General features: G+C 37.3%; 27 protein-coding genes. 13 read left to right on the forward strand and 14 right to left on the reverse strand.

Translation table 11 applies throughout. The features are described 5' to 3' along the window. Positions 1–24 precede the first annotated feature (24 nt). Positions 25–1,233, forward strand: a complete 1,209-nt coding sequence (gene trpB / locus BLR27_RS00815; protein ID WP_090697815.1) for a tryptophan synthase subunit beta — start codon at positions 25–27, stop codon at positions 1,231–1,233. A 44-nt stretch (positions 1,234–1,277) separates the two neighbouring features. Then, positions 1,278–2,048 carry a tryptophan synthase subunit alpha gene (gene trpA / locus BLR27_RS00820; protein WP_090697819.1) on the forward strand — a complete coding sequence of 257 codons (771 nt, stop codon included), beginning with the start codon at positions 1,278–1,280 and terminating at the stop codon, positions 2,046–2,048. 2 nt (positions 2,049–2,050) lie between these two features. Here trpA and nhaA read toward each other — a convergent pair whose 3' ends face one another. The 6 genes from nhaA to BLR27_RS00850 all read right to left on the reverse strand — a co-directional run bounded on the left by nhaA (position 2,051) and on the right by BLR27_RS00850 (position 8,522). Then, positions 2,051–3,244, reverse strand: coding sequence for a Na+/H+ antiporter NhaA (gene nhaA, locus BLR27_RS00825; protein WP_090697822.1), 1,194 nt, complete (start codon positions 3,242–3,244; stop codon positions 2,051–2,053). Positions 3,245–3,362: 118 nt separating this feature from the next. Next, complete coding sequence (locus BLR27_RS00830; protein WP_090697826.1) at positions 3,363–3,983, reverse strand: L-threonylcarbamoyladenylate synthase; 621 nt, start codon at positions 3,981–3,983, stop codon at positions 3,363–3,365. Between the two features lie 105 nt (positions 3,984–4,088). Next, a complete protein-coding gene (gene asnS, locus BLR27_RS00835; RefSeq protein ID WP_090697829.1) occupies positions 4,089–5,537 on the reverse strand; it encodes an asparagine--tRNA ligase in 1,449 nt (482 codons plus the stop codon). Positions 5,538–5,613: 76 nt separating this feature from the next. After that, a complete protein-coding gene (locus BLR27_RS00840; protein WP_090697832.1) occupies positions 5,614–6,039 on the reverse strand; it encodes a c-type cytochrome in 426 nt (141 codons plus the stop codon). Next, a complete protein-coding gene (locus tag BLR27_RS00845; RefSeq protein WP_090697837.1) occupies positions 6,029–6,679 on the reverse strand; it encodes an SCO family protein in 651 nt (216 codons plus the stop codon). Before BLR27_RS00845 ends, BLR27_RS00840 begins: the two co-directional genes overlap by 11 nt. Before the next feature lie 106 nt (positions 6,680–6,785). After that, positions 6,786–8,522 (reverse strand): phospho-sugar mutase, encoded by a 1,737-nt coding sequence (locus BLR27_RS00850; RefSeq protein WP_090697841.1) that lies wholly within the window; start codon positions 8,520–8,522, stop codon positions 6,786–6,788. A gap of 166 nt (positions 8,523–8,688) precedes the next feature. On the opposite strand from BLR27_RS00850, the gene BLR27_RS00855 reads away from it, so the two are divergent. The 3 genes from BLR27_RS00855 (at position 8,689) to BLR27_RS00865 (ending at position 12,441) form a co-directional block, all read left to right on the forward strand. Continuing rightward, positions 8,689–10,002, forward strand: a complete 1,314-nt coding sequence (locus tag BLR27_RS00855) for an aspartate kinase (protein WP_090697844.1) — start codon at positions 8,689–8,691, stop codon at positions 10,000–10,002. A 35-nt stretch (positions 10,003–10,037) separates the two neighbouring features. Further along, positions 10,038–11,186, forward strand: coding sequence for a diaminopimelate decarboxylase (lysA, locus tag BLR27_RS00860; RefSeq protein WP_090697848.1), 1,149 nt, complete (start codon positions 10,038–10,040; stop codon positions 11,184–11,186). A gap of 115 nt (positions 11,187–11,301) precedes the next feature. After that, positions 11,302–12,441 carry a sialidase family protein gene (locus BLR27_RS00865; RefSeq protein ID WP_176767569.1) on the forward strand — a complete coding sequence of 380 codons (1,140 nt, stop codon included), beginning with the start codon at positions 11,302–11,304 and terminating at the stop codon, positions 12,439–12,441. Positions 12,442–12,445: 4 nt separating this feature from the next. On the opposite strand, the gene BLR27_RS00870 is transcribed toward BLR27_RS00865, so the two are convergent. Both BLR27_RS00870 and BLR27_RS00875 read right to left on the reverse strand, forming a co-directional pair. After that, entirely contained in the window at positions 12,446–12,664 is a 219-nt protein-coding gene (locus tag BLR27_RS00870) for a hypothetical protein (protein ID WP_090697855.1), read from the reverse strand. A 67-nt stretch (positions 12,665–12,731) separates the two neighbouring features. Further along, the gene (locus BLR27_RS00875; protein WP_090697859.1) at positions 12,732–13,952 is read right to left on the reverse strand and encodes an acyl-CoA dehydrogenase family protein; all 1,221 of its coding nucleotides are present in this window, start codon (positions 13,950–13,952) and stop codon (positions 12,732–12,734) included. A 190-nt stretch (positions 13,953–14,142) separates the two neighbouring features. On the opposite strand from BLR27_RS00875, the gene BLR27_RS00880 reads away from it, so the two are divergent. Continuing rightward, positions 14,143–14,490, forward strand: a complete 348-nt coding sequence (locus tag BLR27_RS00880; RefSeq protein WP_090697863.1) for a hypothetical protein — start codon at positions 14,143–14,145, stop codon at positions 14,488–14,490. A gap of 110 nt (positions 14,491–14,600) precedes the next feature. Here BLR27_RS00880 and BLR27_RS00885 read toward each other — a convergent pair whose 3' ends face one another. Continuing rightward, complete coding sequence (locus BLR27_RS00885; protein WP_090697867.1) at positions 14,601–15,020, reverse strand: hypothetical protein; 420 nt, start codon at positions 15,018–15,020, stop codon at positions 14,601–14,603. Between the two features lie 185 nt (positions 15,021–15,205). On the opposite strand from BLR27_RS00885, the gene BLR27_RS00890 reads away from it, so the two are divergent. After that, on the forward strand, positions 15,206–15,391 hold the full coding sequence (locus BLR27_RS00890) for a DUF551 domain-containing protein (RefSeq protein ID WP_090697871.1): 186 nt from the start codon (positions 15,206–15,208) through the stop codon (positions 15,389–15,391). Between the two features lie 293 nt (positions 15,392–15,684). On the opposite strand, the gene BLR27_RS00895 is transcribed toward BLR27_RS00890, so the two are convergent. From BLR27_RS00895 to BLR27_RS00905, 3 genes are all read right to left on the reverse strand, one after another. Beyond that, positions 15,685–15,894 carry a hypothetical protein gene (locus tag BLR27_RS00895; protein ID WP_090697876.1) on the reverse strand — a complete coding sequence of 70 codons (210 nt, stop codon included), beginning with the start codon at positions 15,892–15,894 and terminating at the stop codon, positions 15,685–15,687. Positions 15,895–16,422: 528 nt separating this feature from the next. After that, a complete protein-coding gene (locus BLR27_RS00900; RefSeq protein ID WP_090698324.1) occupies positions 16,423–17,874 on the reverse strand; it encodes a M48 family metalloprotease in 1,452 nt (483 codons plus the stop codon). 223 nt (positions 17,875–18,097) lie between these two features. After that, positions 18,098–18,853 (reverse strand): 3-keto-disaccharide hydrolase, encoded by a 756-nt coding sequence (locus tag BLR27_RS00905; protein WP_090697880.1) that lies wholly within the window; start codon positions 18,851–18,853, stop codon positions 18,098–18,100. A 136-nt stretch (positions 18,854–18,989) separates the two neighbouring features. Here BLR27_RS00905 and folB point away from each other — a divergent pair, with 136 nt between their 5' ends. After that, on the forward strand, positions 18,990–19,355 hold the full coding sequence (gene folB / locus BLR27_RS00910) for a dihydroneopterin aldolase (RefSeq protein ID WP_090697884.1): 366 nt from the start codon (positions 18,990–18,992) through the stop codon (positions 19,353–19,355). Between the two features lies 1 nt (position 19,356). Further along, positions 19,357–20,754 (forward strand): FAD-binding oxidoreductase, encoded by a 1,398-nt coding sequence (locus BLR27_RS00915; protein WP_090697889.1) that lies wholly within the window; start codon positions 19,357–19,359, stop codon positions 20,752–20,754. Between the two features lie 27 nt (positions 20,755–20,781). Here the strand turns inward: BLR27_RS00915 and BLR27_RS00920 are convergent, their stop codons facing one another. Further along, a complete protein-coding gene (locus BLR27_RS00920; protein WP_090697893.1) occupies positions 20,782–21,195 on the reverse strand; it encodes an acyl-CoA thioesterase in 414 nt (137 codons plus the stop codon). Positions 21,196–21,330: 135 nt separating this feature from the next. On the opposite strand from BLR27_RS00920, the gene BLR27_RS00925 reads away from it, so the two are divergent. Both BLR27_RS00925 and BLR27_RS00930 read left to right on the forward strand, forming a co-directional pair. Beyond that, positions 21,331–21,780: an Hsp20/alpha crystallin family protein gene (locus BLR27_RS00925; protein ID WP_090697897.1), complete on the forward strand. Its 450-nt coding sequence runs from the start codon at positions 21,331–21,333 to the stop codon at positions 21,778–21,780. A gap of 100 nt (positions 21,781–21,880) precedes the next feature. Then, positions 21,881–23,191 (forward strand): nicotinamide mononucleotide adenylyltransferase, encoded by a 1,311-nt coding sequence (locus BLR27_RS00930; protein ID WP_090697901.1) that lies wholly within the window; start codon positions 21,881–21,883, stop codon positions 23,189–23,191. 81 nt (positions 23,192–23,272) lie between these two features. Here BLR27_RS00930 and BLR27_RS00935 read toward each other — a convergent pair whose 3' ends face one another. Beyond that, positions 23,273–23,764, reverse strand: coding sequence for a YajQ family cyclic di-GMP-binding protein (locus tag BLR27_RS00935; protein ID WP_090697904.1), 492 nt, complete (start codon positions 23,762–23,764; stop codon positions 23,273–23,275). An 80-nt stretch (positions 23,765–23,844) separates the two neighbouring features. On the opposite strand from BLR27_RS00935, the gene BLR27_RS00940 reads away from it, so the two are divergent. Both BLR27_RS00940 and ppk1 read left to right on the forward strand, forming a co-directional pair. Further along, positions 23,845–24,429: a hypothetical protein gene (locus BLR27_RS00940; protein ID WP_090697908.1), complete on the forward strand. Its 585-nt coding sequence runs from the start codon at positions 23,845–23,847 to the stop codon at positions 24,427–24,429. Between the two features lie 114 nt (positions 24,430–24,543). After that, positions 24,544–26,598, forward strand: a complete 2,055-nt coding sequence (gene ppk1 / locus BLR27_RS00945; protein WP_090697914.1) for a polyphosphate kinase 1 — start codon at positions 24,544–24,546, stop codon at positions 26,596–26,598.

Below are 26,598 nucleotides of genomic sequence, written 5' to 3' on the forward strand. Positions count from 1 at the left end.
CCTGAAAAGGAAAAAAAATAAAATATGAACAGAGATTTTATAATAAGTTCGGTTAAATGGGGCGTGAACCCAAAGGGATATTATGGCGATTTTGGGGGAGCATATATTCCTGAAATGTTATATCCGAATGTAGAGCAACTCCGTCAGCAATATCTGGATATAATTTATGAGCAGGGATTTCAGGAAGAGTTTCATATGTTGTTGAAGGATTATGTGGGCAGGCCATCGCCTTTATTTCATGCGGAACGTTTATCTGCTAAATATGGAACGACAATTTATCTCAAAAGAGAGGATCTGAATCATACCGGAGCTCATAAGATCAATAATACTGTTGGACAGATATTGCTCGCCGAGCGATTAGGAAAGAAGCGGATCATCGCCGAGACAGGAGCGGGTCAGCATGGCGTTGCTACAGCAACAGTTTGTGCTCTTAAAGGTCTTGAATGTATCATTTATATGGGAGAGGTCGATATTGAAAGGCAGGCACCAAACGTAGCCAGGATGAAAATGATGGGGGCGAAAGTTGTCCCTGCGGTCTCAGGTAGTAAAACCCTGAAGGATGCAACCAATGAAGCGATGAGAGACTGGATCAATAATCCAATTGATACTCATTATATCATTGGTTCTGTTGTTGGTCCGCACCCCTATCCTGATATGGTTGCCCGGTTTCAATCCGTAATTTCTGAGGAGACCAAGAAACAGCTACTTGAGAAGACAGGTTCGGAAAATCCGGATATTGTGATGGCATGTGTTGGTGGTGGAAGTAATGCTATGGGTATGTTTTATCATTTTCTGGATGACCAGGATGTCAGATTAATCGCAGTGGAAGCTGCAGGTTTGGGTGTCTATAGTGGTGAATCTGCCGCTACAACAATATTGGGCAAAGAAGGTGTACTACATGGAAGCCGCTCCATTCTGATGCAGAATGATGACGGTCAGGTTATTGAGCCTTACTCAATCTCTGCAGGACTTGATTATCCTGGTATTGGCCCTCAGCATGCTCATTTATTTAAACAAAATCGTGCTGAATATGTAAGTATTACAGATGATGAAGCAATGCAGGCGGGTAGGTTATGTTCTGAATTAGAAGGGATAATTCCTGCTATTGAAACCGCACATGCACTTGCATACCTTGAGAAAATGATATTTACTGGTAAGGAATCTGTTGTTATCTGCCTTTCAGGTCGTGGCGACAAAGATCTGGACACCTATATGAACTATTTTAATTTATAATACTGAATGATTTTGATCATCAGATATTCAATACCTGCAATAATATGAACAGACTTAACGAATTATTCCAAAATAAGAAAGAACCTCTTTTATCCATTTATTTTACAGCAGGGTATCCTGATCTAAACAGTACACTGGATATTGCAGAAGCCATTGAAAAGGCAGGTGCAGATTTTATGGAGATTGGTTTTCCATATTCTGATCCCCTGGCAGATGGGCCGGTTATTCAAAATAGTTCCCAAAAGGCACTTCAGAACGGGATGAATCTAAAAATTCTATTTGAGCAATTAAAAGAACTTCGTAAGCGTGTTTCCATCCCCGTATTATTAATGGGATATGTTAACCCGGTGTTGCAGTATGGCGTTAAGAACTTTTGTGATTCCTGTGCGGCAGTAGGAGTGGATGGGGTGATTGTTCCTGATCTTCCTATGGTAGAGTATGAAGAATTGTATAAGGATAACTTTATTAGTAATAATATCAGTAATATCTTTCTTGTCACTCCTCAGACTTCAGAAGAACGTATCCGGAAAATTGATGACTTAAGTAATGGTTTTATTTACCTTCTATCTTCCTCTTCAACAACAGGAAAGAATTTAACAGTTTCAAATGAAGCGGATGCATATTTCTCAAGGATTCGGGAAATGAATCTTAAGAATCCGACGATGATAGGTTTCGGGATTTCAGATCAGAAAAGTTTCAATAAGGCTGCTGAATATACCCGTGGGGCAATTGTTGGCAGTGCTTTTGTGAAATTTTTGGATACGGAAAATGCTTTGCAGCGAATTCCTGAATTCATTAAATCGATCCGTCCCTGAGGTTAAGCTGTTTTAGCCGATACCTTTGATTTTTTACTATTGAGAGCGTTCAGAAATACATATCCTGATACTCCGGCCAGAACAGAAGAAACAAGAATTGCAAATTTTGCTTCAATCTTATATTCAGGATTACTGAATGAAAGCAAGGCAATAAATATTGACATGGTAAAGCCTATTCCTGCAAGCAATCCGAGACCGAAAATATGTTTCCAATTCGCTTTGTTAGGTAATTTTGCTACGCCTAACTTCACAGAAAGCCATGAGAAAAGCGTTACACCTATTGGCTTTCCCAGTGCTAAGCCGAAAATTATTCCCAGTCCAAGCGGACTGCTAAGGCCATCGATCATTTTATTTTCAAAGCGAATATTGGTATTGGCCAGAGCAAAAATAGGCATGATCAAAAAGTTCACAGGCCGTACTATTAAATGCTCTAATTTTTCAAGAGGAGAGACGTCTTTTACCGGATTTGTAGGAATTGTTAAGGCTAGCACCACCCCTGCAATAGTAGCATGAATGCCTGAATGGTGTACAAAATACCAAAGAAATATACCCGGAATAATATAATAAAAAAGCTTTTTTACACCAAGTCTATTCATAGCGATCAACAAAATCAATATACCTGCTGAATATAATAGCTGCATCCAATGCAGTTCATTGGTGTAAAAAATAGCGATGACAAGTATTGCGCCTAAATCATCAGCAATGGCTAGCGCCGCAAGGAATATTTTTAATGATGAAGGTACACGTTTCCCCAAAAGCGATATCACTCCAAGTGCAAAAGCTATATCAGTAGCCATTGGAATTCCCCATCCCTGTATTGTTGGAGAATTTGAATTGATCAATGCATAAATGGCGGCAGGGAACATCATTCCGCCTATGGCCGCAAAAATTGGCATGGCAGCCTTTTGAGGACTTGACAATTCACCTTCAATTATCTCACGTTTTATTTCGAGTCCAACAAGAAGGAAGAAAATAGCCATCAGGCCATCATTGATCCAAAGTGATACAGAATATTCCAGTTGTATATTTGTACTGCTGTATCCAAGTTTTGTAGCTAATAAACTCTCAAATGCTTCTCCTAAATTTGAATTTGCTATAGTCAGGGAAATAATAACGCAAAAAATCAATATGATTCCACCTATTTGTTCGGACCTGAAAAAATCTTTGAAAGGTTTTAAGTTTATTGCTTGAGCCATAGCGACCAAAATACTAAAATAATTCAGGGCTTTATTTTATAAAAAGCAATAAATAATACTTGATAGGGCATTTTTGGTGGTTCAATAAGCTGAAAATATAGGATTTCTAATAACTGATTTACAGGAATAGATCCAGTTTGCCTTTTCCCTGTCTTATAATTTCAAATTCACCTTCACTACAATCTACGATCGTAGAGGGCTCATTATCGCCATAGCCGCCATCAATTACCAGATCTACAATATCTTCATACTTTTCATGGATCAATTCAGGATCAGTAGAATATTCGATAATTTCATCATCGTCATGGATAGATGTAGAAATTATAGGATTACCAAGCATTTCAACAATTGCACGTGCAATGTTATTATCCGGAACGCGTATCCCTACTGTTTTTTTATTTGAGCTTAAAAGCTTTGGAACATTCTTACTTGCATTGAAAATAAATGTAAAAGGTCCGGGAAGTGCTTTTTTTAGAATCCGGTATGTTTCATTGTCTATAGGCTTTGTATAATCTGAAATATGCCTGAGATCGTAGCAAACGAATGAGAAATTAGCTTTTTCAGGTTTAATACCCCTGATTCTGCAGATGCGTTCTATTGCTTTTGGATTTGTAATATCACATCCCAAGCCATAAACCGTGTCAGTAGGGTAGATAATTACTCCGCCTTTTTTTAGGACATCAACTACCTGCTGAATTAATTTTTCATTCGGGTTTTCAGGATAGATCTTAATGAGCATATATAAAATTACTAAAATAAAATCTATCAGCCGTACAGACGAAGGAATACCCGAATGGCATTAATGATAAGAACAGTAAAAAACCTTTAATGTTAGATCGAAATCTTAAAATTCAGCATTTTTTGGAGTCCGCGGGAATGGAATTACATCTCTGATATTTGTCATTCCAGTTACGAAAAGTACCAAACGCTCAAAACCCAGGCCGAATCCAGCATGGGGAGCTGAGCCAAATCGGCGTGTATCCAGATACCATGACATGTCTTCAGCAGGAATGTGCATTTCCTCCATTCTTTTTTCAAGCTTTTCCAGACGCTCTTCACGCTGTGAACCACCTACGATCTCACCAATTCCCGGGAACAGTATATCCATTGCTCTGACTGTTGTTCTTCCTTCTGTATCTGGCTCATTCATACGCATATAGAAGGATTTGATATCAGCGGGGTAGTCAGTTAATATTACCGGCTTCTTGAAATGTTTTTCTACCAGGTAACGCTCATGCTCAGATTGAAGATCAGAACCCCAGCCTTCGATCAGATATTTGAATTGTTTCTTTTGATTTGGTTTGGAGTTTTTAAGGATACTGACTGCCTCAGTATAGGTGATTCTTTCAAAATTATTTTCCAAACAGAAATTAAGTTTTGTCAGAAGGTCGAATTCAGAGCGCTCTGTCTGTGGTTTTTGTTTGTCTTCTTCCAGGAGCCTGTTCTTAAGAAACTCAAGTTCGTCTCCGCAATTGTCTATGGCATAACGAATCAAATATTTAAGCAGTTCCTCTGCCAGATCCATATTATCATTCAGGTCATAAAAAGCCATTTCAGGCTCAATCATCCAGAATTCAGCTAGATGGCGTGTAGTATTTGAGTTTTCAGCCCTGAATGTTGGTCCAAAGGTATAAATATCTCCAAAAGCCATGGCGGCAAGCTCACCTTCAAGTTGCCCGGAAACAGTTAGGTTTGTGGCTTTACCAAAAAAATCTTCTTTATAATTTACTGTTCCATCTTCATTGCGTGGGATATGATCTGGATCAAATGTTGAAACCCTGAACATTTCTCCTGCTCCTTCAGCATCAGAGGCTGTAATAATTGGTGTATGCATATAAACAAAGCCCTTATCATTAAAGAACTTGTGTACAGCGTATGCTAATGCATGCCTTATTTTGAAAACTGCGTTGAAAGTGTTCGTGCGAAAACGTAAATGTGCAATTTCACGCAAAAATTCGAGACTATGTTTTTTAGGTTGTAATGGAAATTTCTCTGCATCACTATCACCTAATATTTCAAGGGAATTTACTTTGATCTCAATACGTTGTCCTTTTCCTAATGATTCTACTATTTCTCCATTGATAGAGATTGCAGCACCGGTTGTAATCCTTTTTAGCAGGCTTTCATCGAATGAATTAAGATCTACAACTGCCTGAATGTTGTTAATAGTTGAACCATCATTCAGAGCAATAAACTGATTATTTCTGAATGTTCTTACCCATCCCATTACGGAAACCTGTTTTCCGAAATCGCTGGAAACTAATAGATCTTTAATTCGTGTACGCTTAGCCATCTTTTTTGTATGAATTGCAAAAATACAAATCGTTCTGTTAACCACAAGCTTAAGCCTGCATCTTCACAGAAGATCTTTAATTACATTTTTCGAGGTCTTTTTTGGCAGTTTCAGAATCATAGAAGCCCTGTTTATTGCCGAATGAATTGGTAATGTAAACCACCACTTGTGCAATATCTATGTCTGCCAGAGTTTCATTACCCGGCATTATTCCCTCATAGGATATATTATTTATTTTAACTGTTCCAGTTTGCCCATTTCTGATAATACACGCTAAACTATTTTTATTCAATTTGAGATAGGTACTGTCAGTCAGCGGCGGATACAAAGTGCCTAAACCCTTCCCGTCTGAGCCATGGCAGTTCTGGCAATTCTTTTCGTAAATGCCTTTCCCATTTACATAATAACGTTTAAAGTTTATACTCGTTTCATTTTGGCATGATTGAATAATGCTTGTGAAGCCAATAGCTAATAAGATAAAATAAATGAGTTTATTTCGCATCGCCAAACTCTTCCTTCAGCAATTGCTCCATGTCATTCATTAACTGCTTAACCTGATCTTCCTTGGTACCATCATATGCCCCTCTGAGTTGCTTCTTAGTATCTACAAGAATGAACCAGCCCTGATGAACAAGACCTTGTGGGTCAGTACTGTCTTCAAAAGCAGAAACCAGATAGCTTTTTGCAGCAATACCAAAGATCGAATCACGGCTACCATGAACAAACTCCCATTGATTACCTTCTATACCAAGTTTTGTAGCATAGGTTTTTAATCTTGATGGAAGGTCATATTTTATATCTATCGAGTGAGAGAGGAATTTAACTTTTGGGTTATCCTTGAATTTATTATACACGTTTAACATGTTACGGTGCATAATAGGACAAATGGTATTACAGGAAGTAAAGAAGAAATCAGTCACATAAATTTTGTTGTCAAAATCTTTATCAGTAACAGCAATGCTGTCCTGGTTTAAATAACTGAAAGGTGGAACTGTTTGATATATAGTATCAATAACCTGTTTACCGTCTATAGTTTTCTCCACAGGTTCACGCTCACCTAAAATAGGAAGTTTCTTATCGGATGTATCAGAGCACGACTGAAAAATAAACGTTGCAAGTGCAAAAAAAAGAACTTTTCTCATTCTGCAAATATACTCCGATTTTTTTGAGAGATAATTCAAAAAGCTGAAATTTTCAGCCTTTTGAATTGGTTTTAAAACAGAAATGTTTCGGTAGATAATTAAAATCTCAGACTGCCAGATCTTTCATTATGCTATCTATCTTTTCCTCGAGAAGTTTGTCCTTCGCAGAAAACTCGTTTTTATCAGGAAGAGCAGTTTTTACACTGCAATAAAATTTGATTTTAGGTTCGGTACCTGATGGCCTTGCGGAAATAATGCAACCATCAGCTGTGATGAACTGTAAAACATCTGATTTTGGATAATCCAGGGTTTTTTCAGATCCTGTTATCAGGTCAGTTTCTTTTCCGAGTTCATAATCCTTCAACTTCACTACCTTTGACCCGCCCAATGAAGATGGTGTGTTCGTTCTGAAGCGTTCCATCAGCGCTTTAATTTCTTCAGCACCGGTCTTGCCTTTTTTGGTAATAGAAACCAATTTTTCTTTGTAAAAACCATATTGCTGATACATGTCAAGCATAGCCTGATATAAGCTGCTGCCCTGATCCTTGTAAAAGGCAGTCATTTCAGCTATAAAAGCACAGGAAATCACCGCATCCTTATCTCTTACAAGTTCACCAACCAGATATCCATAGCTTTCTTCCCCTCCTGCAATGAACGTTTTTTTGCCTTGAAGTTCTGTTATGATAGCTCCAATCCATTTAAATCCGGTCAGAGTTTCATAAAAGCTTACATTCTTTGACAATGCAATATCTTCGATCAGCTTTGTGGTTACAATAGTCGATACCACATATTCATTGCCTGTTAGTTTACCTTTTTGCTCCCAGGCGGTAAGTAAATAATTGATCAGCAAACTTCCGGTTTGATTACCATTCAGTAAAATAAATTCACCTTCATTATTTTTAACAGCTATGCCAACACGATCAGCATCCGGGTCAGTGGCTAAAACAAGATCAGCATCAATTTCCCTTGCTCTTGCCAGGGCTAAGGTAAGAGCCTCTTTTTCCTCAGGATTGGGATAAATAACCGTTGGGAAATTTCCATCAGGAGTGGATTGTTCTTCAACAATATGCACATTGGTAAATCCAAAACGCTTTAATGCAGCAGGAACCAGGGTAATACCGGTACCATGAATAGGAGAGTAGACGATCTTCAAATCTTTTTGTCTTTGAATAGCTTCCTGAGAAACAGAAAGTTCAGTGATCTTTTGCAGATACAACTCGTCTAAACTTTCATCGATCAGCTCAATGTTTTCTTCCACACGGTTAAACTTTACCGCATCAACACTGCTGATGGCGGAAACTTCGTCCATAACCATCTGGTCATCAGGCGATTTGAATTGTCCGCCATCCCATCCATAAGCTTTGTAGCCATTGTATTCTTTGGGATTATGAGAAGCGGTGATCATGACTCCACTTTTGCATCCCAATTGCCTGATGGCGAATGAAAGTTCAGGAGTTGGTCTTAATTCTTTGAAAAAATATACATGTATTCCATTTGCAGAGAATACCTCAGCAGTGATCCGGGCGAAATAATCAGACTTATTTCTGCTATCATGAGCAATTGCCACACTGATTTTTTCTCCGGGATATTTTTTAAGAAGGAAGTTACATAGTCCCTGTGTTGCTGAGCCAATTGTATATTTATTGATCCTGTTGGTGCCCGGGCCCATGGTTCCTCGTAGTCCGCCTGTTCCAAACTCTAGATCTCTGTAGAATGAATCTGTGAGTTCTGTAAATGATCCGGAATCCAGTAGTGAATTAATTTCTTTTTTTGTTTCAATATCATAGCTTCCCTGAAGCCAGAGATTGATTTTATTTAATACTGAAGTTTCCAGCTCTTGCATAAATATTGGTTATTTTATTGTGTTCAAAATCGACCAGGAACGATCATTGGTTAACCCGCCAAATTAAATTTTGTTTGGCATGAAAAATAGAATGCTTTTTTCTATTTTTAACAACTCATTGCACAAGTATAAATATCATTTGTTGCAATTTAAAATTCAAGATTAAATGAAGGTACTAAAGTTCGGAGGAACATCGGTAGGAAGTCCCGATCGCATCAAAAAATTATTAGACATTATTAACCCAAAAGACAGGCAGATCGTTGTGCTTTCTGCTGTTTCGGGTACTACTAACAGCCTTTTGGAAATTTCGCAGGCATATCTTGCAGGAGATAAACAGAAAGCTTCTGAACTTATCAAACTACTTAATGGTAAGTATGAAATTTTTATAAAAGAACTTTTTACATCTGAAGAAGGGTATGAGCATGGTAAGGATCTGATGGATTATCATTTCAATTTGCTAGCATCTTTTGCCAATGAGCATTTCACCTCCATTGAAGAAAAGGTCATTCTTGCTCAGGGTGAACTTATTTCAACTACCCTTTATCATATCTATCTCAATGAGATTGGAGTAAAATCAGTACTCTTGCCTGCTCTTGATTTCATGAGGATCGATGAGGATAATGAGCCGGTAATTCCTTTTATTACTGAACATTTGCAGCCACTTCTCGATAAATATCCTGAGAATACATTATTTATAACTCAGGGTTATATATGCCGTAATTCGTTTGGTGAGATTGATAATTTACGTCGCGGGGGAAGTGATTATACTGCTTCTCTGATCGGTGCAGCAATTGGCGCTGAAGAGGTTCAGATCTGGACAGATATTGACGGTATGCATAATAATGATCCTAGAATTGTAAAGGGAACGAAGCCAATTGCAATTTTATCATTTGATGAAGCGGCAGAGCTTGCCTATTTTGGTGCAAAGATACTTCACCCGCAGAGTGTCTTTCCTGCCCAAAAATATAAGGTTCCTGTTCGTTTGCTTAATACCATGGAGCCACAGGCGCCCGGAACTTTAATCACAAATGAGAGTGAACGCGGAAAGATCAAATCCATTGCCGCGAAAGATGGCATCACTGCAATTAAAATTCAATCGAGTAGAATGCTTCTGGCTTACGGATTCCTAAGAAGAGTATTTGAAGTATTCGAGCGTTATAAGACTCCGATAGACATGATCACAACTTCGGAAGTAGCTGTATCAGTCACGATTGATGATACCCAACACCTGGAGGAAATCATGAAGGAGCTTACTGCTTTTGGAACAGTTGAGGTTGACTATAACCAAACGATCGTTTGTGTTGTTGGTGATTTCGGTGCAGAAAAACATGGTTTTGCAGCACGCGTATTGGAGGCAATTAAGCATATTCCTCTCCGTATGATCTCTTATGGTGGTAGTAATTATAATATTTCCATACTGATCAACGATACCGATAAAGTTGAAGTACTGAGGTCTTTACATAACCGTTTATTTGAATAGGATACTGATCCGCTATTGTGGATATAAATATATATATGTTAAGTAAGGATACAATTGCACGATTTGGAAATTTAGAAACTCCATTTTACTATTATGACCTGGGACTGTTAGATCAGACTTTGGAAACTTGCAGATCAGCTGCTGAAAAATTTGGTTTTCATGTACACTATGCATTAAAGGCTAATTTCAATGAGCAGGTTTTACAAGCAGTAAGGAAGACAGGTTTTGGCGCTGATTGTGTTAGTGGAAATGAAGTGAAAAAGGCCATTGAGCTTGGTTTTGATCCAGGGAAGGTCGTTTTTGCTGGTGTAGGTAAATCTGATAAAGAAATTATTGAGGCATTAAATAGTGATATTTATTGTTTTAATGTAGAGTCGGTGCAGGAACTTGGAATTATCAATGGCCTTGCAGCAGAACGTGGAAAAACTGCCAGGGTTGCTATTCGTATCAACCCCAATGTGGATGCACATACTCATCAATATATTACTACCGGTCTTGAAGAAAATAAGTTCGGTGTTAACCAATGGGAACTTAATTCCTGCATTAAAGAACTGAAAGCCTGTCCAAACCTGAAACTTATTGGGATACATTTCCATATTGGCTCCCAGATCACCAATCTGGAGGTTTTTAAAAGTTTGTGTGTAAAAGTTAATGAGCTTAATTCCTGGTTTGAAGATCATGGTTATCAACTTCAGATTCTAAATGTTGGAGGAGGCCTTGGAGTTGACTATCATGCGCCGGATGAAAACTCTATAAATGATTTCGAGAGCTACTTTTCTATTTTTGATCAGTTTTTAGAACGTCGGAACGATCAGGAAGTTCATTTTGAATTAGGTAGAGCTTTGGTCGCACAGTGTGGAAGCCTGATCAGTCGGATACTTTACGTGAAAAACGGCCTGAAAAAGAATTTTTTAATTTTGGATGCCGGTATGACCGAATTGATGCGCCCTGCACTTTATCAGGCATATCATAAGATTGAAAACATAAGTTCACTATCTGATGTTCAGGTTAAATATGATGTGGTTGGTCCTATTTGTGAAAGCACAGACTGTTTTGGTAAAGAGGTTGAACTTCCGGAATCCATTCGGGGCGATCTGATGGCTATTAGAACCGCCGGTGCTTATGGAGAAGTGATGTCTTCAGGATATAACCTAAGAGAACGCGTAAAATCAGTTTACTCATAATTAAGTTTTCCTGATCATTTTATTTATTGTTGTTTCTTGAAATTTTAATATACTGAGAGATTTTTTCATGTTCTCTTTGTATAATATCAATATTATATACTGGAATCAAAATACTATGAATCGATTTTTGAATCAGGTCTCCATAGTTCATAAGCTGGCTTTTCTGCTTGTTCTTGTTTTAACTTCCATTACATCTGAAATAAGGGCACAATCAGAAACCCCGGGTAATGAATTAGTTCATGTGATTGATCCCGGTCCTGATAATCCAAGGAATAGCGAGGGTGCTTTTATTGAATTAAGGGGTGGACGTATTTTATACGTTTATAGTCGTTTTTCTGGCGCTAAGGGCAGTGATCATGCACCTGCTCAGCTGGTTGGAAGATATTCTGTTGATGGAGGCCTGACCTGGACAAAAGATGATCAGGTTATCGTTGAAAAGGAGGGTGAGATGAATGTAATGTCAGTTTCTTTATTACGACTCCAAAACAATACAATAGCACTATTTTATGCCCGAAAGAATTCCTTGGATGATTGTATGCCTCAGATGCGGATCTCTAAGGATGAAGGCAGATCATGGTCGGAGCCTTCAGGTGTTATACCGGAAAGTAAGAAGGGATACTTTGTGGTCAATAACGATCGGGTGATCCAGCTAAAGAGCGGCAGGATTTTAATACCTGTTTCCCTTCACAAAACATCTGCTACCGCCTGGAGCAACAAAGGAAATTTACAATGTTATTTTTCTGATGATCAGGGGTTCACTTGGAAGGCTGGAAATATAGTTCCTGGTCCTGACAGTATTATCACTCAGGAGCCCGGATTGGTTGAGTTGAAAAAAGGTAAAGTGATGATGTTCATAAGGGCTAGTGGTGGTGAGCAATACAAGAGCTATTCAACGGATAATGGTTTAACCTGGAGTTTTGCTGTGCCATCCGGGATTAGCTCACCAATTTCACCTGCATCCATCAAAAAGATTCCTAAAACAAGAGATCTCTTAATGGTTTGGAACAATAATGGAGCTACGGGCCCCGGTTATTTCAAGAGCCAGAGAAGCCCGCTAACTATAGCTGTCTCCCATAACTATGGTAAGACATGGAAGAGTGTAAAGAATATAGAAGATGACCCGAATGGTATGTTTTGCTATACAGCAATTCATTTCATTGGTGACCAAGTGCTACTGGGTTATGGCGTAGGCCAGGGTTTGTCAAGCTCCTATATCAGGCGCTTAAGTCTTGATTGGATCTATCAAAAACAATAAGTTTTTACTTGCTTTTTTTTGATACAGCTACAATTACAATTCCACTGACTAAAATAAATCCACCCAGATAAGCTGGCCATTCAATGGTTTTTTCTCTATCTGCACTTACCTGAATTGGACCAGCATCGATAATTTTTTCTTCCTTTGTATAGGAAAAGCTAGTCCAGATAATCATAGCTATTCCAACTACAATAAGAATTATACCAAGGCTTCGGTTCATCATGTTAAGTGTATTTTAGTAATCAACAAACAAAATGCTTTATTGTTTCTGTATTCGATAAAATAGAGCCTTATTCAAATGCATTCAAGCCGGTTATATCCATACCTGTTATCAGTAAATGAATGTCATGTGTACCCTCATAGGTAACAACTGATTCAAGGTTCATCATGTGCCTCATCACCGGATATTCACCTGTAATACCCATTCCGCCAAGGATCTGTCTTGCTTCACGTGCAATATTAATTGCCGTTTCTACACTATTTCTTTTGGCCATAGATATCTGTGCAGGACTTGCCCTGTTTTCATTCCTCAATACACCTAAACGCCATACCAGAAGCTGCCCTTTTGTTATTTCTGTGATCATTTCAGCAAGTTTCTTTTGCTGAAGCTGGAAACCTCCGATCGGACGACCGAACTGAATACGTTCTTTAGAATAACGGAGAGCTGTGTCATAACAATCCATTGCTGCACCTAAGGCACCCCATGCTATTCCGTAACGAGCTTGATTTAAACATCCCAGTGGTCCTTTAAGACCTTTAACATTTGGCAATACGTTCTTTTTCGGCACTTTTACGTTATCGAAAACCAGTTCTCCACTTGCCGAAGCTCTTAAACTCCACTTACCATGTATTTCCGGAGCGCTGAAACCCTCCATTCCTTTTTCAACTATTAACCCGCGAATAATTCCTTCTTCATCCTTAGCCCAAACGATCGCAATATCTGCAAAAGGTGAATTTGAAATCCACATTTTTGCTCCGTTGAGCAGGAAATAATCACCCATATCCTTAATATTTGTGATCATACTGCCTGGATCAGAACCATGATCAGGCTCAGTCAGTCCAAAACAACCCATGTATTCACCTGAAGCTAGTTTTGGGAGATAATGCATTTTTTGTTCTTCAGAACCGTAGGCATAGATAGGATACATGACAAGGGAACCCTGTACGGATGCTGCAGACCGGATTCCTGAATCGCCCCGCTCAATTTCCTGCATGATCAATCCATAAGAAATATAATCCAGTCCTGCTCCGCCATAATTTGTCGGAATTGTAGGCCCGAAGGCACCAATTTCTGCAAGTCCTGGAATCAAATGTTTTGGAAACTGAGCCTTTTGAGCAAAGTCCTCAATTATTGGGCTCACTTCTTTCTTTACCCAGCTGCGAACACTATCCCGAATTAATTTATGCTCTTCACTTAATAAATCATCTATCTGATAATAATCAGGGGCTTCATATAGATCTTTTTTCGCTGACCTGTGAATATCGTTGGGTTCTGAAGTTTGCTTGGACATTGGTTAGTTTTTTTCAAAATTACTAAAATAGGTTTGTAAATCTGCTTGAATGAGATTGAATCAGGCACTAATATTTTTACCGACTGTTTTACTGCATTTACCGAAATGTTGCTCCTTTCTGCCAGAATCCTATAGGCAGATCTTTAATACCGAAGTACATTTGATCAACAAATAAATAAAACAAATAATTATGAAAACGATATACACACTAGCAACAACATTATTACTGGCTTTTTCACTGAGCGCATCCGCAAACGATCATTCAAATGATAAGCCTAAATCTTTGGTTGCTGTTTCTCCATTTGTTTGGGGAAGCCCTGATGAATCTGCTCCTGAAGAGATCAAACTATTGAAAGCCAAATTTGCATTGGTACCAAGGGCTCCTTTTGTTTGGGGAGATGCTAATGAGTCTTCACCAGAAGTGTTGGGAAATAGTGTTTTCAATAAATTGGAGGTGCCTGTTGCTCCTTTTGTTTGGGGAAATGCAGATGAACAAGCTCCGGAATTGGAGGAAACTATTGAAGCTGAACTGCTTTAAGATTAACCTGGAATTTTTGGTTCAATCTTTGAAATTTTGGAAAAAGAGGAGAATGTAAAGTGGATATTCCCCTCTTTATTTAAATTCAGTTAAAAAATCCGGGTATACTTTCAGGCTGTTTTCGTTGAAGTTCGACACAATAACCAACCAGTAAATGCTCCGCCTGTGCATCCAAGAATTGCCATGCAGAGGGCATCTACCAGACTTAAGGGTAAACTATATAAATTGTATTGGCCATAGGATACAATGTTCATCCCCAGACTGAAAAGAAAGAAAAGTATAGCACCGTGTAAAGCGCCGCGACCTCCTGAGCTGAGTCCGCCTAAATTAAATACATAAGCCAATAGAATTCCCCAAATTATATTTCCTGCTGCAATTGCCCAGATTTCCATTGGATCTTTTGTAAATCCCGGAAAGGAGCTCATATTACTAACGAAATATTCCATCATTAATACTCCATAGATCAGGAAACCTGTTAAGAAGACAACTATGCCTCCAGCAATGCCGATAATTAAAGTTTTTGTGTTCATGAATTTTGTTTTAATTAAGGTTTTATGAAGGAAATTACCTTATAAGTTTGAAATACACAAATAGTTTTGAATTATTATTTTTTATAATAGCTTGATTTATAGGTTAATTATAAAAAATAGCAAGATTTTTCTTAACAATATTAATCTGATAAACCATTTTAACAATAGTTTAATATCTTTATAATATGATTTGGAAATTGGTTAAAAATGAGTTGCCTGAACAGGCAAAAGATGTATTATTATTTGATGGTGGTCAAATTTACTTTGGTTTTTATAGTGAGATCTACAATAAATTTGTTGTTGCCGATGATAAGGTATCTCTGGAAGATTTTACTCACTGGATGACCTTGCCTGAATTTCCATCGAAATAAGTTTTGTCAAAAACAGTCGCGGGTATCAATAATACTTTAACCTCACTTTTTTAAGGATTGTAATATTCTTTTCATGAATTGAATATCAATTTTGAACATGAAAGAATTAATACATTCCTTAAAATAGATTTTGTCTGAAGTATTGATTTATTATCAATAATGGCAGATTGGCCTGAGGTTACCAGGGAATTTAATTTGAATTCTGGTAACACTTGAATCATGTAAAATATAAATACAGTAATCTGAATCTTGAATTAATGATTGAGGATGTATTTAATTTTGTGTTGAAATAATTATCTTTCAAATGGTTTGTTGGATTGTTTTAGATCCGGAGGTGTGGAAGAAAGTTCACCATTCTCATTTACATAAGCCATCATATCCTCCAGTTTTCCACCTGTTGAATTTTGCTGACGTTCCTGTTTACGATGTTCTTTTTCCTCTTTCTTTTTAGCTCTGTTTTTTTCGAGTTGCTTCTTCATGAAGGTAGCCTGTGATTTAGCCATATATTGTAGTTTTAAGTAAAAAATTACTATCCGGTTATATTTTCGCTGCGAGGAGGGTAATTAAATTCGATTCGGAGAATTGATTGGGTTACTGGATTTATTGTATATGATTACAGTTGTGTCCGGTATCCAGAACTAGCGAATTGATCTGCAGGTGTGAATAAGGAATAGCTTGTGCTTCAACTGCAAATTTACGAATTTTAGAGGGAAAGGACAAGTAAATGCCTTATTAACTTTTCGGTAATATTGAAAATGTAAGAATTTGAGTCTGAATTCTTGTTTTCAGTTTATTGACATAGAACTAAAAAAAGTGCTTCCCTGCCCGAGTAAACTTTTAAACCATATTTTACCACCCTGCATTTCTGTAAATTCTTTGCATAAATTTAGTCTTAAACCGATGTCTTTTTCATTTTTTGTACCATAGGAAGATTCCTTCTGGATATTGAATACTTAATGGTGTTTTTATATATAAAAATGGCTCAGAATTGTTAAACTCTGAGCCATTAATCAATAATTATTATTAAAATTTCAATTAGCGATGATCTTAATCAATGATCCCTTTTGCACATTGTCTTTAAGTTGCATCCCATTCAGGATTGATAATTCTTCCAAACGGTTTTCAGGAACTTTATAATAAGTCAAAGCCTGCCTCAGAGTTCCTGATTGACTAACTGTTTTAATGCGGATTCTTTCAGGTTGTTTATTCAATTTTGAAGCATCCTTCAGTTCTTTGAAATTTTTCATAGTCTGAGAGAAATAGCTGGAATAGGTATTGAAATCATTGACAGAGCTTGCACCTAGCAGAAGGTAGATCATATTGTTGTATTGAATAAGATAGGTCATGGTTCTAACTGTTGAAGCCTGGTTTTCCTGTTGAGGCTTAACGTCTGCAACCATGCTGATCGCATTTAATCCATTAACATTTACCTGACTGGATTCCAAAACCTTTAAATTATTATCAGCTACTACTTTTTCTGCTGCCGCTTGTAGGTTATTGCCACTTGCAAGTGTCATCATCATAAGTGCCTTGCCATCTTTTGGGGCCATCTGAACTCGTTGCGGAGTGTTTTGATAATTCCATCCCTGAGGTACAGGGAATTGAAATTTTAATTCAGGATGGTAAAAAACATTGTTTTCGAGATAACCTTGCTTTGGATCCTCACCATATATTAATCCTTCAATCTTTCTCAAATAGCTTTCGCGATTGATGCTTGGATTTGTAAGGTTTAACTTCTTTTTCCATTCTGCTGACAAATTCATAACAGCATTGTTTCTTGAACCCGGATTTGGGTGGGTCGACAAGAAGTCAGGTAATTCTGCTCCTTCGGTTCCAGAGCTTTTTCTTTCAAGTGTATTAAAGAATCCAGCCATTTCTTTAGCATCATATCCAATTTTAGATGAATATTCTACGCCAAGGTCATCAGACTGACGCTCAGCATCACGGCCAAACTTTAGAAATAGTAAGCCTAAGCCCTGAGAAAGTGGTTCTGCAAATTCGGCTACTTGAGGAACTAAGATCATGCTTCCAATTAAACCTACCTGTCCTAATACTGATTTCGTTTGTTGTGAAACGGAGTGTCTTGCAGTGATGTGTCCTATTTCGTGACCTAAAACACCTGCAAATTCGGCCTCATTATTGAAATGGGCCATAATTCCTCTTGTGAAATATACATAACCTCCGGGTACTGCGAAGGCATTAAGTACTTCAGAATCAACTATTTTAAATTCGTAATTCAGATTTGGTCGATGCGAGATAGCCGCCATAGCTTTCCCTTTTTGTGTGATGAAATCCTGAAGAACTTTATTTTCATAAAGGCCATATTGAGCAACGATTTGGGGATCAGCCTCTTTTCCCATGGCAATTTCTTGCTCTTCAGACATTAAAACGATCTGTTTTTTTCCCGTAACGGGATTAACTGCACATGCATTCATTAAGAATAATGATGTGCTCAGGCAGCAGAATAAAATAATGCTTTTCATATTCATTTTTTGAATACAGATATTCAATATTCAAGCCAAAATTGAAATAACTTAACCAGTTATTTTACAATGAAACTATTAATTGAGTCATAGCACTCTTTTTTAATAGGGTGCTTTTCAGAAATTTGAGATTAAAGAACAAGTCTGAACTGGTACAATTATTTAATTGCCTGCCATGCCAGATGAATAAATAAACTTATAATTGAACTAAGATACTGTTGTATTAAAGTTCTCTAATCCAGATATTACGAAAACTTATTGGTTCACTTGGGTCACCATGGTCCTGTAATTTAATTGGCAATGGTCCATGTTTTTTATAAAATGGAGCTCCAATATAAACCGTTTCTCCTTTTAGCTCCACATTGTTCTGAATGAGAATTCCGTTATGCATTACTGTAACTCTCGCTGCAGTTTTCAAGCTGCCATTATCATTAAAAACGGGCGCGGTCCATACGATATCGTATGATTGCCATTCACCTGGTTTTTTAGACGCGTTTACCAGAGGGATAGCTTGTTTATAAATACTTCCAGCCTGACCATTGCTGTAAGTTGAATTATTGTAAGAATCTAGTAACTGCAATTCATATCCGTTATCTCCAGCTCCGGTTGAAGCCAGAAAGAGTCCGCTATTTCCCCGTGCCTGCCCACTTCCAGTAATATTTGCAGGTATCAACCATTCAATATGTAGCTGGTAATTGGAAAAGGATTGTTTTGTTTCGATGTTGCCGGTTCCCTTATTTACTGTGAAAATATTATCCTTAACAGTCCATTTTGCTGCTGATTTGTCCTTGACAGATAACCATTGGTCGAGATTTCCACCATTGAACAGAATAATTGCATCTGCGGGAGTACTTTGCATACTCACCATTTTAGGTACAGGCGACCATGCTTCTGTGTCTTTTGGGTTCCCGCTTTGCTGGGCACTAACAGTATTTATTGCAAAAAATAAAATTGCATTGATCAAAAAGATACGTTTCATAGCTTAAAATTTTCCAGGAATATATGAATATGATAAATTGGACATGAAGATAATATTTTCTAGTCTAATTCTTATTTTATTTATTCAGATGACACAATCATCATAGATGTGCCTTAAATAATATATTTTTGTTTTTATGGGGACAATCAGTCAAAAAGTTAGTTTAGAGGGTGTTCGCTTTTTTTCATTCCATGGATTTTATCCGGAAGAGCAGGTTTTGGGTGCTGAGTTTATTCTGGATATTGATACCATGCTGGAGGTATTTGATGATGGAGCCGATGAATTAACTAATACAGTCAATTATGTTCGGTTGTTTCAGATTGCATCAGAAGAAATGAAGATCCCAAGAAAATTAATTGAAACAGTAGCGCATGGAATACTTGAACGAATAAGACATGAGTTTTTAGCTGTTCAATACATTCGTGTTTCCATCCGCAAAATGCATCCCCCAATGGGTGCTGAAGTAAGAAATTCAGCTATTGAATTGATATTTAAAAGATAATATGCAGTTCAATCCTGTCACCGGCGATGTTTTAACCAAGATCATAGAAATTGTAGGGTCTGAGAACGTCTTTACTGAGATAGAACATACCGAACAATACGCCCATGATGAAACAGAAGATCTTGTATTTTATCCTGAGGCAGTAGCCAGGCCGAATACCTCTGGTCAGATATCAGATCTGATGAGATTATGTAACACGTATAAAATACCTGTTACGCCAAGAGGCGGAGGAACCGGATTAAGCGGAGGTGCCTTGCCCGTTAAAGGTGGATTGGTTATTTCAATGGAAAAGTTCAATTCCATTATCGATATCGACGAACGTAATTTGCAGGCAACGGTAGAGCCGGGAGTTATCACTGAGGTTTTTATGAATGCTGTCGCAGAAAAAGGACTTCTTTACCCCGTTGATCCTTCCAGTAAGGGCTCTTGTTTTATAGGAGGAAATGTAGCACATGGAAGCGGTGGTCCAAGAGTAGTGAAGTATGGAACGATCAGAGAATATGTTTTAAATCTTGAACTTGTTTTGCCGGATGGAGAAATTATCTGGACTGGAGCTAATACACTAAAAAATGCCTCGGGATATAATCTGACACAGTTAATGATAGGTTCAGAAGGTACGCTGGGCATCATAACTAAAATAGTTTTAAAGCTGATACCTGGCCCTTCTCAAAGTCTGTTAATGCTTGCTTCTTTTCCAGGTAATGAACAGGCGTGTGCAGCGGTTTCGGCAATCTTTCGAACAGGTGTAATTCCTTCTACTCTTGAGTTTATGGAAAGGCGCGCTGTTGAATGGGTAATTGAATATGATCATTTTCAGTTCGATCTCAAGGATGATGCTATGGCTTTCCTGATGATCGAGGTTGATGGGAATGATCTGGAAGTTCTATTTGCTGAATGTGAAAAAATAAATGCCGTTTTGGAAGAAAATTCCTGTTCCGATGTATTATTAGCAGAGACATCAGCTCAAAAAGAGTCCATTTGGCGAATGAGGAGAACAATGCCCCTTTCTGTGAAATCAAATTCAATATATAAGGAAGAGGATACCGTTGTCCCCCGTTCTGAATTGCCTAAGCTTATTCATGGAATTAAAGATATAGGTAATCGATTTGGATTCGAGTCTATTTGTTACGGGCATGCCGGTGATGGAAATCTGCATGTAAATATTATCAAGGGAGCGATGTCTGACTTTGACTGGAATACAAAATTAAAGCAGGGCATCAGAGAAATATTTGAACTTACCGTGGCTCTTGGAGGCACTATTTCAGGTGAGCATGGGATAGGTTCTGTACAGAGAGAATACATGGACATTAAGTTCTCCAGAGCTCATCTGGACATAATGCGTGGTATAAAATCAGTTTTTGATCCGAATGGAATATTGAACCCTGATAAGATATTCTGATAATAATTTAGATTCTCTTTGTGTTTTTCACTTTCCCTCCATTTTTAGGCGCTGACTGGCCGGAATTGGCAGAGATCTATTAGTTTTATAATCAAAAGTAACGCAAAGGGTCTGCCCGGTAGTGCAGATCTCTTCCTTTCCATCAACTATTTTCACTATAATATAGTCAAGATCAAAACTGCTTGTTCCAATTCTGGATGTCCTTACATAGGTATATATTTCGTCCGTTAAGATTATAGGTTTTAAATAATCTACGATCGATCGTCTGATTATTATACCCACCGAGTCCCAGTCCCATTCTATCACCTCTTCCCAATAAGATGATCGGGCGATCTCAAAATAGGTGAGATAAATGGCATTGTTTACATGTCCAAATGCATCGATATCTGCAAACCGTATTGGGATTAATGTTTTGTACTGAAACCCATCGACTTTATTCATATGACTAATTGTCGTTAATTTTTAATTTAATATGCCAAATTGGCTTTTTTAGATTGATTTTTGTTGTGGATTTTGCACTGGTATTGGGATTGATAATATGGATTTAAAACCATTTTAAAAAAAGGAGGATAAAATATGACACTCGTAAAATTTGCAAAAGGAAACACAAATAAAGGATTTAATTCTGCTTACAATGATGTATTCGAATCGTTTTTTAATGCCGATCAATTACTTTCAAAAAGCGCTGTCAATCGTATTCCTGCTGTAAATATAGCAGAAAATGAGAATGAATTTCAAATTGAAATTGCTGCACCCGGTTTGAATAAGGAGGATTTTAAAATAAATCTGGAAAAGGATCAATTAAGTGTTTCTGCAGGTAAACAGGAGGAGAATCAAGAAGTGATCGGGAATAAAAAATATAACAGACGGGAATACAATTATTCAGTATTTTCCAGGAACTTCACTTTGCCTGATACCGCTGACTCAAATAAGATACATGCTGAATACAAGAATGGAATTTTATTCATACATATCTCCAAAAAAGAAGAGTTAAAAATCCAATCCAGAGAGATCTCTATTGGATAAGCACGGTTAATTATAAATCAAAATTAAGGCAACCACTGATCTGGTTGCCTTTTCTGTTTCTAAATTACAGCATAAAGCACAAAAATTGTAATTTTACACCATGCCGAGAGAAATTTTAGAGAATAAGAGGAAAGCCCTTAAGATAAATTTGGATGATGCGATATATGGAACATTTGCTGAGATAGGAGCGGGGCAGGAGGTTGCCAGAAATTTTTTTACTGCCGGCGCAGCTTCAGGTACCATTGCCAAGACCATGTCGGCCTATGATATGGTCTTCAGTAATTCTATATACGGGACTGAGGAATCTGGCAGGTATGTGTCAGAGTCCAGGCTCGATAAAATGATCCAGCATGAATTTGAGCTTTTATCTGAGCGCTTAAACGGGCCAAAATATTCAGGTAAAACTTTCTTTGCATTTGCTGATACGGTAACAACTCTTAATTTCAATAAAACAAATGACCCGCATGGCTGGCTTGGTATACGGTTTCAGCTGACGCCGGGTGGTGAGCCAAATGACATTGTTTTTCATGTCAGGTTATTGGATAGCGATTCTAGTTTACAGCAAAATGTGCTGGGGATATTGGGTGTGAACCTTGTTTATGCTGCGTATTATTATCATGATAATATTCAATACATGATCGAATCGCTGGTTGATAATTTAACTATTGGTTCAGTTGAAATCGATCTTATCAGTTTGAGCGGACCACAATTTAAAAATGCTAACGACAGGCTTGTTAATCTGTATCTGATCGCAAAAGGATTTTCAGGAGCAGCTATTTTTGACAAGGATGGACAAGCTCGTCAATCAAAAGATGTGCTTTATAAAAAGGATGTTATGATCTTGCGTACGAAGTTCGGACAAAGGTCAACACCCAATTTTGATCTCTTCAATAGAGCAGTTGAACAATTTAAGCGTACTCAGAAGGTTAACGATAAAAACATCATCGTGATGATCGAGGTTCTTATGACCAATTTTCTTGATGATAAATCTGAACTTGGAAATGTTGAGCTTGAAAATTTTGCAAAACGGGCAGAAGAACTATGTGCGACAGGTAATTATGTAATTGTATCGGATTTTACTCGTAATCACAAGCTTGCTCAGTTTCTTTCAAGGTGTAACCCTAAAAGTGTTGGTATTTCAACAAATATTGCCAACCTTAAGAATATTTTCAATTCTAAAAATTACAGCGAAAATTATACGGATGAACTTTTAGCCTATATCAGCGACTTGTTCAGTAAAAATGTGAAGCTTTACGCCTATCCTTACCTTGATAAGAAGAATAATCAGATCATTACCACCCGAAATATGCCGGTTTCTACCGAAGCCAAACATTTGTTTGAATTCCTGATCCAGAATGGTTATATCCTGGATATTGATGAATATGATACCAAATTTGTAAAAACGGTATAAGGGGAAGTGAATGTTGATGGTAAAAATTAATTTTTATTGGTGATCACTTATTTCTGAAAAATATTGATTTCCAATATTCTATTAATTCCTCATATTAATATACTGAAGTGGTTGCCCGAAATCTTCGCTTCGGCAAAGAGAAATAACTGCCTGCAGATCGTCAATTTTTTTGCCCTGAACCCTTAATTGGTCATCCATGATCGAAGCCTGAACTTTTATACCACTGTCTTTTATCTTTTTGACGATTTTTTTTGCTACTTCTTTATCAATTCCTTCTTTGATCTTAATTTCTTTCCGAAGCATATTTCCGGAGGCATATTCTTCCTTTCCAAGGTCCATGCTTCCAGGATCAAGGCTATGTTTTACCATGCGCGAAATGATTGCATCCTGAATAGCCTTTAAGCGCATATCATTTTCAGTTACGATCGTAATTTCATTGGATTTTTTATCGAGTTCAATTGTGCTTTTGGAATCGTTGAAGTCATAACGATTAAGGATCTCTTTTTTTGCTGTATTTATTGCGTTGTCGAGGGTCTGTCCGTCAATCTTACTTACTATATCAAATGTTGGCATAATTATTATTCTATTGGTAAAACAAAGATTAGTTAATATATTTAAATAATTGCAAAAATACAAGCATTAACAGAAAGATCATGAAAGCAAATAAAACAAAAACATCCGTAAAAGCTGATAAAAAAACAGCTAAACAGGTCGTTAAAAAGGAGTTGGAAACTTCTATTACCAATAAATTTTTAGAAGCATTAAAAAGTTTGGGTCATGATGCTGATAAGTTTTCAAAAGACATCAAAAAGACGAGTAAAGATCTTGCTAAAAAACTTGCAAAAAAATATAATGAAGTAAAAGTTGCAGTTGAAGAGAAGCTGGATAGTACACCCAAATCCATTAAAATTAAAAAGATTAAAAGACCAATAACCATTTCAACCAAGTCTTCCGTATCTTCTGTTAAAAAAGCTGCTCCGGTTAAATCTAAGGCGGTAAAAAAGAATGCTCCTGAAGTAGTAAAGCCTTCAGCAACTAAGAGTTCTGTTGCGGTAGTAAAGAAAACCACTAAGGCTCCTGTTAATTCTAAAGTGGCTGCAACTAAATCCACTGCAGTTAAAACAACTGCGGTTACTGCAAAAAAGACAAGTACTGCAAAGCCTGCCATAAGCAAGGTTCAGGCAACTGTTTCTGTAGCAACTGATGTAACTAAAACTGAAGACATTACTTCAAAGTAATAAGTTCATTAACATCTGGCAACAGACTTAACGAGAACTTAATATTTAATTAATATTTATTTTTGATTTTTACAGTCCCGTTCTCCAGGAAACGGGACTGTTTATTTTTACTAAATGCCTAAAAATATTCCGCTTATAAATCGAGAGGTTAGCTGGTTATCGTTTAACGACCGGGTATTGCAGGAAGCGGCCGATAAATCTGTTCCTCTGGTTGAACGCATTCGCTTTCTGGCTATTTTTTCTTCAAATCTTGATGAATTTTATCGTGTCAGAGTTGCTACTCTTAACAGACTTTCAAGTTTAAATACTAAGTCAAAGGAATTGTTGGGTTTTAACCCCCGTAAAATATTAAATGAGATTAAGAATATTGTCGTCCGTCAGGAACGCAAATTTAATCATCAGTATAAGGATGTTATTCTCAAAGAACTTGAGCAGCAAAAAATATTTATAATAAACGAAAAGCAATTAAATGTTTCGCGTGGTTTATATGTCAAGAAATATTTCAGAGAGAAGGTGCTTTCAACACTGGTCCCTGTGATGATAGATAAAAATGAACCATTTCCTGAACTTAAGGATCGCGCCATTTATTTTTTTGTTAGGCTCGTTCAGAATAAGAATATAGAGAAATCGAGATTAGCATTGATCGAAATTCCTACCGATGGATCAAACCGGTTCTTAGTGCTTCCGGAAACTAATAATTTAAAGTTTATTACATTGATCGATGATATCATCAGATATTGTCTGGATGATATATTCTTTATTTTTAATTACGATCAGATAGAATCTTATTCTATACAGCTCACCCGGGATGCAGAGCTCGACCTTGATAAGCATGTTAGTGATAAGTTCATTGAAGCATTAACCAAAAGCCTGAATAAAAGGGGCAAGGGAAGACCAATGCGTTTATTATATGATAAGGAAATGCCTTTGGATATGCTTAAATATTTGGTTGATAAACTCGATTTAAGCACAGACGGACTTATTCCGGGAAACCGATATCATAATTTTAAGGATTTTATAAGTTTCCCCAATGTAGGCGGTCAGGATCTTGAGTATCCCAAAATGCCTGCACTTCCTGTTCAGGATCTCTCCAGTATGAGCAGTATATTTGCGCAGATCGCTAAGAGGGATTATCTTATTAATTTACCGTACCAATCGTTTGATTATATCATCCACTTTTTAAGGGAAGCTGCCATTGATCCTAAGGTTAAAGAGATCAGTATTACTTTATACCGCTTAGCAGAAAACTCTAGGGTAATACATGCATTGATCAATGCTGCAAAAAATGGGAAGAAGGTATATTGCTTATTGGAACTTAAAGCAAGATTCGATGAGCAGGCTAATATTTACTGGACGAAAAGGCTAGAAGAGGAAGGAGTGAGTGTCAATTACGGAATACTTGACTATAAGGTTCATTCAAAAATCTGTCTTGTGAGAAGGCATGAAAGGGGGAAGGATGTTTACTATGCAAACCTTGCTACCGGTAATTTTAATGAAAAGACAGCTGGATTATATTGTGACCATAGTCTTTTTACTGCTAAACCACAGATTACAGATGAACTGGTAAAATTATTTGAAGGATTACAAACACAGACCTTTTATAAGGGGTATAAGTATCTGATAGTTTCTCCGCTTGAGAGCAGGCAAAAGTTAAACAATCTGATCGATCATGAAATCGAAAATTCCAGGGCGGGGAAGATAGCTTATATTACATTAAAGATGAACAGTTTAACCGATGAAGAGGTAATCACTAAACTTTATGAGGCTAATAATGCAGGGGTTAAGATTAAACTGATCATTCGGGGTATGTGCAGCCTTGTTCCCGGTGTAGCGGGATTCAGTGATAAAATAGAAGTATTCAGTATTATTGACCGGTTTCTTGAACATGCGAGAGTTTGGATTTTCGCAAATTCAGGAACAGAAAAAGTGTATCTTACCTCTGCAGATTTAATGGCCCGTAATCTGGATCATCGTGTTGAGGTGGGTTTCCCTATTCTTGATCAGGAAGTAAAGTCAGAGATCCTTAAAATTATTGATATTCAATTAAAGGATAATTCAAAGGCCAGAGAAATTAATCAGCTAAATAATAATCGTTATCGCAAAACTGGAACTAAGGTTGCAAGCAGGGCCCAGACAGATATCTATGCCTATTTAAAATATAAGAAATAA

It is taken from the genome of Daejeonella rubra, assembly GCF_900103545.1.
Taxonomy (GTDB): Bacteria; Bacteroidota; Bacteroidia; order Sphingobacteriales; family Sphingobacteriaceae; genus Daejeonella; species Daejeonella rubra.

Excerpts from the sequence above, each read along its gene's own strand:
- BLR27_RS00930 (WP_090697901.1), top strand. The coding sequence starts at position 21,881 with ATGCCGAGAGAAATTTTAGAGAATAAGAGGAAAGCCCTTAAGATAAAT.
- BLR27_RS00855 (WP_090697844.1), top strand. The coding sequence starts at position 8,689 with ATGAAGGTACTAAAGTTCGGAGGAACATCGGTAGGAAGTCCCGATCGC.
- trpA (WP_090697819.1), top strand. The coding sequence starts at position 1,278 with ATGAACAGACTTAACGAATTATTCCAAAATAAGAAAGAACCTCTTTTA.
- BLR27_RS00870 (WP_090697855.1), bottom strand. The coding sequence starts at position 12,664 with ATGATGAACCGAAGCCTTGGTATAATTCTTATTGTAGTTGGAATAGCT.
- BLR27_RS00880 (WP_090697863.1), top strand. The coding sequence starts at position 14,143 with ATGAAAACGATATACACACTAGCAACAACATTATTACTGGCTTTTTCA.
- asnS (WP_090697829.1), bottom strand. The coding sequence starts at position 5,537 with ATGGCTAAGCGTACACGAATTAAAGATCTATTAGTTTCCAGCGATTTC.
- BLR27_RS00875 (WP_090697859.1), bottom strand. The coding sequence starts at position 13,952 with ATGTCCAAGCAAACTTCAGAACCCAACGATATTCACAGGTCAGCGAAA.
- lysA (WP_090697848.1), top strand. The coding sequence starts at position 10,038 with ATGTTAAGTAAGGATACAATTGCACGATTTGGAAATTTAGAAACTCCA.
- BLR27_RS00830 (WP_090697826.1), bottom strand. The coding sequence starts at position 3,983 with ATGCTCATTAAGATCTATCCTGAAAACCCGAATGAAAAATTAATTCAG.
- BLR27_RS00845 (WP_090697837.1), bottom strand. The coding sequence starts at position 6,679 with ATGAGAAAAGTTCTTTTTTTTGCACTTGCAACGTTTATTTTTCAGTCG.
- BLR27_RS00890 (WP_090697871.1), top strand. The coding sequence starts at position 15,206 with ATGATTTGGAAATTGGTTAAAAATGAGTTGCCTGAACAGGCAAAAGAT.
- BLR27_RS00885 (WP_090697867.1), bottom strand. The coding sequence starts at position 15,020 with ATGAACACAAAAACTTTAATTATCGGCATTGCTGGAGGCATAGTTGTC.
- BLR27_RS00840 (WP_090697832.1), bottom strand. The coding sequence starts at position 6,039 with ATGCGAAATAAACTCATTTATTTTATCTTATTAGCTATTGGCTTCACA.
- BLR27_RS00900 (WP_090698324.1), bottom strand. The coding sequence starts at position 17,874 with ATGAAAAGCATTATTTTATTCTGCTGCCTGAGCACATCATTATTCTTA.
- BLR27_RS00940 (WP_090697908.1), top strand. The coding sequence starts at position 23,845 with ATGAAAGCAAATAAAACAAAAACATCCGTAAAAGCTGATAAAAAAACA.
- BLR27_RS00865 (WP_176767569.1), top strand. The coding sequence starts at position 11,302 with ATGAATCGATTTTTGAATCAGGTCTCCATAGTTCATAAGCTGGCTTTT.
- BLR27_RS00925 (WP_090697897.1), top strand. The coding sequence starts at position 21,331 with ATGACACTCGTAAAATTTGCAAAAGGAAACACAAATAAAGGATTTAAT.
- BLR27_RS00905 (WP_090697880.1), bottom strand. The coding sequence starts at position 18,853 with ATGAAACGTATCTTTTTGATCAATGCAATTTTATTTTTTGCAATAAAT.
- BLR27_RS00935 (WP_090697904.1), bottom strand. The coding sequence starts at position 23,764 with ATGCCAACATTTGATATAGTAAGTAAGATTGACGGACAGACCCTCGAC.
- ppk1 (WP_090697914.1), top strand. The coding sequence starts at position 24,544 with ATGCCTAAAAATATTCCGCTTATAAATCGAGAGGTTAGCTGGTTATCG.
- BLR27_RS00915 (WP_090697889.1), top strand. The coding sequence starts at position 19,357 with ATGCAGTTCAATCCTGTCACCGGCGATGTTTTAACCAAGATCATAGAA.
- BLR27_RS00850 (WP_090697841.1), bottom strand. The coding sequence starts at position 8,522 with ATGCAAGAGCTGGAAACTTCAGTATTAAATAAAATCAATCTCTGGCTT.
- BLR27_RS00895 (WP_090697876.1), bottom strand. The coding sequence starts at position 15,894 with ATGGCTAAATCACAGGCTACCTTCATGAAGAAGCAACTCGAAAAAAAC.
- BLR27_RS00920 (WP_090697893.1), bottom strand. The coding sequence starts at position 21,195 with ATGAATAAAGTCGATGGGTTTCAGTACAAAACATTAATCCCAATACGG.
- nhaA (WP_090697822.1), bottom strand. The coding sequence starts at position 3,244 with ATGGCTCAAGCAATAAACTTAAAACCTTTCAAAGATTTTTTCAGGTCC.
- folB (WP_090697884.1), top strand. The coding sequence starts at position 18,990 with ATGGGGACAATCAGTCAAAAAGTTAGTTTAGAGGGTGTTCGCTTTTTT.
- trpB (WP_090697815.1), top strand. The coding sequence starts at position 25 with ATGAACAGAGATTTTATAATAAGTTCGGTTAAATGGGGCGTGAACCCA.